The sequence below is a fragment of the Candidatus Thiothrix phosphatis genome (assembly GCF_035668035.1).
Classification (GTDB): domain Bacteria; phylum Pseudomonadota; class Gammaproteobacteria; order Thiotrichales; family Thiotrichaceae; genus Thiothrix; species Thiothrix phosphatis.
The window spans coordinates 21,549-28,415 of the sequence record NZ_JAYMYJ010000082.1 but is presented as its reverse complement, the minus strand read 5'-3'; the positions used below and the strand labels follow the sequence as shown (position 1 = coordinate 28,415).

Sequence of the window (6,867 nt, the reverse complement as noted above, 5' to 3'; positions counted from 1 at the left end):
GAAGTTCCGCCTGAAAGTCGGCACGGCAGGGGCGTACCAGTTCCAGGTGAGGAATGCGGCCGACAAGGTGTCCGGCTGGGCCAACCTGACCGTGACGGAACCGGCCATCCCAACCCCGGCCATCACGGCGCTGAGCCCCAACAATGTGGTGCAGGCAGAGACCGAGCAGGACTTCACGCTGACCGGCAGTAATTTCCAGTCGGGTTCAATGGTCTACTTCAAGTTGCCGAGCGGCAACCTGTCAGTGATCCCGGCGGAGAACACCACTTACGTAAGCAGCAGCACCCTGAAGTTCCGCCTGAAAGTCGGCACGGCAGGGGCGTACCAGTTCCAGGTGAGGAATACAGCCGACAAGGTTTCCGGCTGGATAAGCCTGAATGTGGAAGCCAGCAACGCCAATGATGCAACCAAAATCATCCCCATCATCATGCAAATACTACTGGAATGATGGCGGTTGATTTTGGCGGGTGTGACGCTTTTCTTGTCTGGATATTGAAATCGGTGTTTGTCGGGAAGCCGGGAAAACCTGAAGCGGTAGACGTTCCCTGTTTGTTGCCCTTGGGAACATGCATGAAACAAGGTGATTTCCATCAATGCCTATCCCGCTGAAGGCTCTAGCCCTTATGAAGAATTCCGCCGAGTATGGTGCACAGTTCTTCCAGATCTTCGGGAAAGCGCAATGTGTGTATGTCGCGCAGCAAGCGCTTTTGCGGGCGTTCCAGCATAGCGAATCGCCAGACTTCGCCGATGGTGATGGCACCGTACAGCAGGTCAGGGTTATTGTCGCTGTCGTAACGGTCAATGGCGATCATTTCCGCCGCCAACTGGCTGAAACCTTTCTCCAGATCCCCTTTTTTGGCCTCGATCACAATAAGTTCGTATTGGGAGCGCAGCAGGTAGTCGATAGTGCCGCTGAGATGCTCGTCGATGTCCACCGGGTATTCGACATTCAGGCGTACATCCATGCTCCGCACAATGGTCTGCAACACTGGTGAAATCATGAATTCACGCTTGGCGGCTTCCGAGTTCAGGGAGACTTTGGTGGCGAGCGCGTAGTAGGTTTCCCGCAGGCTTTGTATGCTCGCCTGGTCGATATGCTCGGCTTTGGGGAGTCGCAACGCTTGGGTCTGGAAGCTGTAACCGAGCTCCGCCAGGATTTCCTCGGTGGGTTGCCCCATTTCGAAGTAATCGCTGAACGTGTACCGTCTCCCCTCCTTGAAAATTCTACGGGGCATTTTCCTGACTCCTGCTGTTGCCGATGCGGTTTATGATAAACTTCCGGTTCCCTTTTTTCCTGCTTTACATGAAAAAATAACGATGAGCTTGCAAATTCCTGCTTTTGATAGGGCGCGTGTGCTGGTGGTGGGCGATGTGATGTTGGACCGCTACTGGTCTGGCCAGACTTCCCGCATTTCCCCCGAAGCCCCTGTGCCTGTAGTGCATGTGGACGCCAGTGAGGAGCGCCCCGGTGGCGCGGCCAATGTGGCGCTGAATATCGCCAGCCTGGGTGGCCAGGCCATCCTGTTGGGCTATGTTGGCGCGGACGAAGCGGGCCGCTCGCTGGCGGATACGCTGCGCGGGCGGGGCGTCGACACCCGCTTCGTGACGCTGGCGAATGTCCCCACCATCACCAAGCTGCGTGTCCTCAGCCGCCATCAGCAGCTGATCCGGCTGGATTTCGAAGAAAGCTTCGCCGGGCAGGATCACAGCAGCCTGCTGGAAAGTTTCCGCAAGCTGCTGGCGGATGTGGATGTGGTGGTGCTGTCCGATTACCGCAAGGGCACGCTGGAACAGGCGCGGGAGCTGATTGCCCTGGCGCGCGCCGTCGGCAAGCCCGTCGTGGTTGACCCCAAGGCGAAAGACTTTGCCGTTTACCAGGGCGCGACCGTCATTACCCCCAATCTGTCAGAGTTCCGCGAAGCGGCCGGTGATTGGCAGGATGAAGCCGATCTGGTCAAACGTGGCAATCAATTGCTGGAACGCTGTCAGTTGGACAATCTTTTGATCACCCGCAGTGAGCAAGGCATGACCCTGCTACGTCAGGGGCGGGAACCTTACAACCTGCCCACCCGCGCCCGTGAAGTGTTCGATGTGACCGGTGCCGGTGATACGGTGGTCGCCGTGCTGGCGGCCAGCATGGCGGCAGGCTTGCCAGTGGAGCAGGCGATGGCGCTGGCCAATCTTGCCGCTGGGATTGTGGTGGGCAAAGTGGGGACGGCCACTGTTAGCGTTGCAGAATTGCACAAAGCCGTGCAAACGCACCATGCCCAAGTCAAAGGTGTGGTCAATGAGGAACAGTTGCTGGCAGCCGTGCAGGAAGCCCGCGTCCACGGCGAGCGTATCGTCATGACCAATGGCTGTTTCGACATTTTGCACGTTGGCCATGTGACCTACTTGCAGGAGGCCCGCAAGCTCGGTGACCGATTGGTCGTGGCGGTCAATACGGATGAGTCCGTGCGCAAGCTCAAAGGCCCGACCCGCCCGGTCAACACCATGGAAAACCGTATGAAAATGCTGGCAGCGCTGGCTTGCGTCGACTGGGTGGTGGATTTCAGCGAAGACACCCCGGAACGCCTGGTCTGTGCCGTCAAGCCCCATCTGCTGGTGAAGGGCGGCGACAACGATCCGCAGAAGATTCCAGGCAACCGCTGCGTATGGGATAACGGTGGGGATGTGGTCGTGTTAAGCTTTGTTGACGGTGTTTCCACCACCAATACCATTGCGAAAATCCAGGAGATGGAAAAAGAGCGCAAATAACAGCAAGTGAAGGCCAGCACAATATGACAATTATCGGCATTGATCTGGGTACAACCAATAGCGCCTGCGCGGTCTGGAAAGACGCTAAGGTGGAACTGATCCCGAATCGCCTGGGGGATTTCCTCACCCCATCGGTGGTGCATCTCAGCAAGGATGACACGGTGCTGGTGGGCAAAACGGCGCAGGAACGCTTGCTGACCCACCCTGATACCACGGCTTCCGTGTTCAAGCGTTACATGGGCACCGACCGCAAGGTTGCCCTGAAAAAGCATTACACCGCGCCGGAGCTGTCTGCGTTTGTGCTGAAAAGCCTGAAGGAAGACGCAGAAACTTTTCTGGGTGAAATGGTGACTGAAGCCGTTATCAGTGTGCCTGCCTACTTCAACAACGAGCAGCGCAAGGCCACCATTCTGGCCGGGGAACTGGCTGGCCTGAAAGTCGAGCGACTGGTCAATGAACCCACAGCCGCAGCCATTGCTTACGGATTGCATGAAACGCCGGAACACACGCATTTCATGGTGGTGGATTTGGGCGGTGGTACGTTCGATGTGTCCATCATGGAATACTTTGAAGGCGTGCTGGAGGTGCATGCTTCCGCTGGCGATAATTTTCTGGGGGGCGAGGATTTCCGTGAAGTGCTGGTCAATCATTTCCTCACACTGGCTGATATTTCCCGCAAAAAGCTCAATTCCAAAGATTTGCAGAAAGTCTACGCGCAGATGGAGCAGGCCAAGCGCCAGTTGAATTCGGCGGATGTGGTGCATGTCGAGCGGTTTATAGAAGCGCAAACCCAGGCGGTCAGCATCCGGCGTGATGATTTCATTCGTCTGTCTGAACCCTTGCTGCAACGTATTCAGCGTCCGATTGAAACAGCCCTGCGCGATGCCAAGCTTCGCCCAGGCGAGCTGGATGAGGTGATCCTGGTAGGGGGTGCTACCCGGATGCATTTTTTTCGCTCCATGATTGCGAAAATGTTCCGGCGTATGCCAGCCGCCAATCTCGACCCTGATCTGGTGGTGGCGATGGGGGCGGCGATCCAGGCTGGCCTGAAAGCCCGCGATGCGGCACTGGAAGATATGGTGTTGACCGATATTTGCCCGTATTCGTTGGGTGTCGGCACTTACAACGAGAATGATTCGCTAGGCCAGCAAGGGGATTTGTTCAGCCCTATTCTCGAGCGCAATACCATCGTGCCGGTCAGCAAGGTCAACCGTTATGTCACTGCTGGGGATAACCAAAGCAAGCTCAAGCTGGAGTTTTATCAGGGTGAAAGTCGCTTGGTGAAAAACAATATCCGCTTGGGTGAGCTGGAAATTCGGCTGCCCAAAGCCAAACGTGGGCAGGAAGGGGCGGATGTGCGCTTTAGTTACGACATCAACGGCGTGCTGGAAGTCGACGTGGAAGTTTTTTCCACCGGCGAGAAATATTACAAGATGGTGCTGAATACGCCGACGCAATTGTCGGAGCGCGATATTCAGGCCAGTAAGGATAAGCTGGCCACACTCAAATTCCACCCCCGTGAAGATGAAGCCAATATTGCCCTGATTGCCCGGGCGGAGCGTCTGTATGAAGGCCGTTTGGGTTACGAACGTGATGAAATCCAGAACGCCCTGCGCTGGTTTGAATCCGTGCTGGAACGGCAGGATACAGAAGAAGTCCGGCAGGCGCGGGAAGAGTTCGCCAGCATTCTTGACCGTTTCGAGCAGGATGGCCTGTTCTGATGGACTGTTGGCAAATCCTTGGCATTGAGCCGTATGCGGACAAAAAGGCCATCAAGCGCAGCTATGCCCGGCTGTTGAAGCAGAATCGCCCGGATGACGATCCGCAAGCCTTCCGTGAACTGCATGACGCCTATAAGCAGGCGCTGCTTTACAGCGAATCTGAATGGCAATGGGAGGGGCCTGAAACGCTGGCACCGCCTGATCCCATACCGGAACCTGGGTCATCAGTGCAAGTTGAAGTTCCTCTGCCTGCGCTGCCAGGGACAGACTTTACGGGGATGGATGAAACTGTGGAAATTTGTCTGGCGGCACCTGTGGCTGAAGTGCTTCCAGAGCCTGTGGAGCCTGCCAATACGCCAGCAGGGCCATCGGATGCAGACTGGTTCCCTAACCGGAATGCGGATTGGGAGGCTTTGTTTGAACAAGTAAAGACGGCTTTCCAGGCCCAAAATGCCGGTTCCGATGTGGCGTTATGGAAGTTTATCGAGCGTAATCCCTCCTTGCTGGATATTGAATTCCGGGCAGAGGCGGGTGACCGCCTGTTTGGAATGGTGGCTGAAGCCAATGAAATCGCCTGGCAGAAAAAGGCCCTGTTTTTCAAACCGCCGGTGCTGAATTACTTCAATCAGGTGTTTGCCTGGGATGGCAAGTGGCGGGAATACAGCCAGATGTTCCCGGCCAGCCAACTGGATGCTGTCTTGCCGTATCTGGAAAGCCACAGTGCGGATGGCAAACCGACGCGGACGGGCATTCATCCGCGTGTGTCGCATTATTATTCGCGCATTGCCGCTTTTTGCCTCGATATTCTGGTTTTTGTGGCCTTCATGTCCGGGCTGGAGGCTGTGCTGGCTGCTTTGGAGATGAATATGAATGATGACACACTGTCTACATTCAGGCTGAACAGTGCCCTGGCCTATTTCCTGCTGTTGATGCCGTTGCTCGAAGCATCGCCGTGGCAGGCCAGTATTGGCAAGAAACTGTTACGCTTGCAGGTGGTCAATGGCAAAGGGGGGCGTATGTCCTGGTATCATTCCCTGCTGCGGGGATTCTTCGCTTGTCTGTGCATCGTGGGTTTCAAGATCACAGTATGGATCAACGCTTTCATGATGAGTTTCAACAATATGCTGTTGCATGATTGGATCAGCCGTTCGTATGTAATCAAGGGGTAACTTGTGGCAAATCCTCAGAATTTGACGGTGGATGTGTTGATTGTGGGCGGCGGCATCGCCGGTTTGTGGCTGCTGGCGGAACTGCGCGCGCAAGGCTGCAACGCCGTGCTGGCGGCGGATGAATTGGGCAAGGGGCAAACCATCGCCTCCCAGGGCATCATCCACGGCGGCACCAAATACGCCCTCACTGGCAAGCTGACCGGTGCCGCGCTGGCCATTGGCGAGATGCCGGGTATCTGGCGGGCGGCGCTCAACGGCGAAAGTCCGGTTGATTTAAGCAAGGTCAGGATACTGGCGGAATCGCAACTGCTGTGGACTTCCGCTGGGATCGGCTCGCGCATGACCGGCTTTTTCGCCAGCAAGCTGATGAAAAGCCGGATGGAGGCGCTGCCGCCTGCGGATTACCCCGAACTGTTCCGCGACACCCGTTTTCACGGCGGCCTGTACCGTCTGGATGAGCCAGTGCTGGATGTGCCTTCGTTGCTGGAAACGCTGCGGGAACAACTGGCGGATGGGCTGATCCAAATCAATGTACAAGATTCCGGCTTGCAGCAGGCGGGGCAGGGATACAGTTACCATGCAGTGCTGCCGGATGGTGCTGGATTGGAAATCGAGGCGCGGCAGATTGTCCTGGCCGCAGGCGCGGGCAATGAAACCTTGCTGGCGGTGTTGGCCGGGCAGGGGCATAGGTTGCCGCAGATGCAACGCCGCCCCTTGCAAATGGTGCTGGCGCGGGGCGATTTGCCGATGGTTTACGCACATGCGCTGGGGATGAGCGACAAACCGCGCGCCACCATTACTTCGCACCGGGACGCGCAGGGCAGGGTGGTGTGGTATGTCGGTGGGCAACCAGCGGAACTGGGCGCAGGCAAACCGGCGGAGGAGGCGATCGCCACCGCCCGCCACGAATTGGCCGATCTGTTGCCGTGGTTGGATTTCAGCGCCCTGGAATGGGCGGCCTGGAACGTTGACCGCGCCGAGGGGCACCAGTTGGATGGTGGCCGCCCAGACCAACCAGTGTTTGTCCGCCTCGCCAATGTCATCGCCGCCTGGCCGACCAAGCTGGCGTTTGCACCGCTGTTGTCCGGCCATTTGCAATCGGAACTGGGCATGGCAAAATCGGCATCAGGCGCGGCGGCAGAAAATTTGCCAACACCGCCGGTCGCCAAAACTGCTTGGGATTCCGTAAATTTCAGCGGGCTTTGAACAAAACTATAACC

At 56.9% G+C, this 6,867-nt stretch carries 6 protein-coding genes; 5 read left to right on the top strand and 1 reads right to left on the bottom strand.

What is annotated here, in order from left to right; genetic code table 11:
• Nucleotides 1–448: choice-of-anchor Z repeating domain-containing protein (locus VSS37_RS08255; RefSeq protein ID WP_324694358.1), on the top strand; the 448-nt coding region annotated here is incomplete at its 5' end.
• Between the two features lie 166 nt (nt 449–614).
• Here VSS37_RS08255 and VSS37_RS08250 read toward each other — a convergent pair.
• Nucleotides 615–1,235, bottom strand: a complete 621-nt coding sequence (locus VSS37_RS08250; RefSeq protein ID WP_324694357.1) for a hypothetical protein — start codon at nt 1,233–1,235, stop codon at nt 615–617.
• Nucleotides 1,236–1,317: 82 nt separating this feature from the next.
• Here VSS37_RS08250 and hldE point away from each other — a divergent pair, with 82 nt between their 5' ends.
• From hldE to VSS37_RS08230, 4 genes are read left to right on the top strand one after another with little or no spacing between them, the layout of a single operon-like run.
• A complete protein-coding gene (gene hldE / locus VSS37_RS08245; protein ID WP_324694356.1) occupies nt 1,318–2,757 on the top strand; it encodes a bifunctional D-glycero-beta-D-manno-heptose-7-phosphate kinase/D-glycero-beta-D-manno-heptose 1-phosphate adenylyltransferase HldE in 1,440 nt (479 codons plus the stop codon).
• A 23-nt stretch (nt 2,758–2,780) separates the two neighbouring features.
• Nucleotides 2,781–4,478, top strand: a complete 1,698-nt coding sequence (locus VSS37_RS08240) for an Hsp70 family protein (RefSeq protein WP_324694355.1) — start codon at nt 2,781–2,783, stop codon at nt 4,476–4,478.
• Complete coding sequence (locus VSS37_RS08235) at nt 4,478–5,647, top strand: RDD family protein (protein ID WP_324694354.1); 1,170 nt, start codon at nt 4,478–4,480, stop codon at nt 5,645–5,647. Before VSS37_RS08240 ends, VSS37_RS08235 begins: the two co-directional genes overlap by 1 nt.
• 3 nt (nt 5,648–5,650) lie before the next feature.
• Nucleotides 5,651–6,853 carry an FAD-dependent oxidoreductase gene (locus VSS37_RS08230; protein WP_324694353.1) on the top strand — a complete coding sequence of 401 codons (1,203 nt, stop codon included), beginning with the start codon at nt 5,651–5,653 and terminating at the stop codon, nt 6,851–6,853.
• Nucleotides 6,854–6,867 lie beyond the last annotated feature (14 nt).